This window comes from Mycolicibacterium agri, from assembly GCF_002553505.1.
In the GTDB taxonomy this organism is placed as follows: domain Bacteria; phylum Actinomycetota; class Actinomycetes; order Mycobacteriales; family Mycobacteriaceae; genus Mycobacterium; species Mycobacterium agri.
The window spans coordinates 1-1,588 of the sequence record NZ_PDCP01000201.1 but is presented as its reverse complement, the minus strand read 5'-3'; the positions used below and the strand labels follow the sequence as shown (position 1 = coordinate 1,588).

1 protein-coding gene is annotated in these 1,588 nt (G+C 62.5%); it reads left to right on the top strand.

Annotated features, from left to right (window positions below; genetic code table 11):
• Positions 1 to 132 precede the first annotated feature (132 nt).
• Positions 133 to 1,479, top strand: coding sequence for an IS256 family transposase (locus CQY20_RS33725; protein ID WP_097945723.1), 1,347 nt, complete (start codon positions 133 to 135; stop codon positions 1,477 to 1,479).
• Positions 1,480 to 1,588: the final 109 nt, after the last annotated feature.

Below are 1,588 nucleotides of genomic sequence, written 5' to 3'. Positions count from 1 at the left end.
CCGACTATCTCACCGACATCGCCTGCCGGGCAGCCGAATCCGGCATCGCTCTGACAGACACGTCGCCGTTGCTGGTGGGGCGTGTCAGATGGTTTGTGTAGCGGTGGCTCCTGATGAATAGGAGCAGTATCGATGGATGTGACCACTGACGAGCCGATGTCGGGTGTTGACGCCATGGAGGCGTTGAAGTCCGCGGGTGTGTTAGACGACGTGTTGGCCAAGATCGACGCAGGCCAGTTGCAGTTGACCGGCGAGGGCGGCTTTCTGCCTGAGATGGTCAAAGCCGTTCTGGAGCGCGGACTGGCCGCCGAGCTGAGCGACCATCTGGGTTATGAGAAGGGCGATCCGGTCGGGCGGCAACTGCCCAACGCCCGTAACGGGTTCACCCCCAAGACCGTGTCCAGTGAGGTCGGTGACGTCGGGTTGGCGATCCCGCGCGATCGCGACGGGAGCTTCACTCCGACGCTGGTCCCCAAGGGTTCGCGGCGCCTGGGCGGGCTCGATGACATGATCATCTCGCTTTATGCCGGCGGGATGACGATCCGCGATATACAGCATCATCTGGCCACCACGATCGGCACCGAACTCTCACACGAGACGATCTCCAACATCACCGACGCGGTGCTCGAGGAGGTTCTTCAGTGGCAGAAACGGCCGCTGGAGGAGCTGTATCCGATCGTCTACCTCGACGCTTTGGTGATCAAGATCCGCGACGGCCACCAGGTCAAAAACAGGGCAGCCCACATCGCCGTCGGGGTCGATCTCGACGGGATCCGCCACGTGCTGGGGATCTGGGTGACCGCCAACGAGGGCGCGAAGTTTTGGGCCGGGGTGTGCGCCGAGCTGGCCAATCGCGGCGTCAAGGACATCCTGATCGTGTGTACCGACGGGCTGACCGGGTTCGCCGAAGCCGTCGAAGCGACCTGGCCGCAGGCCACCGTGCAGACCTGCGTGGTGCATCTGATCCGCAACTCGATGCGGTTCGTCTCCTACGGAAAGCGCAAGCAGATCGCGGCGGCACTCAAGAGCGTCTACACCGCCCCGACTGCCGATGCCGCAGCTGAGGCATTCGAGGAGTTCGCCAATTCTGCTCTGGGGCAGTCGAATCCGACGACGGTGGTCGCCTGGCGGAACGCCTGGGAGCGGTTCATTCCGTTCCTGGCGTTCCCGCCGGATCTGCGGCGGATCATCTACACGACCAACGCGATCGAATCGCTGAACTACCAATTGCGCAAGATCATCAAGAACCGCGGCCACTTCCCCAGTGATCAGGCCGCAGTCAAGCTGCTGTGGTTGGCGATCTGCAACATCGAGGACAAACGCGCGCGAGAACGCCAGAAGTTCTACGACGACCCGCTCAAGACCGGAGACCGCTCGCGCAGTAACCGCCTCGTCGAAGGAGCACGCACCAACGGCTGGAAACAAGCACTAGGCGCACTAGCCCTGACCTACCCCGAACGAATCAACCCCTACCTATAACCGGCCACCTACACAGAAATCTTGACAAGCTCTGCTGGTGAACGTGTCCCGGCCACCGTTGTTGGCCGCCTTGCGGGAGACGACGGTCCGGGAGAAAGTGGCCACGCTG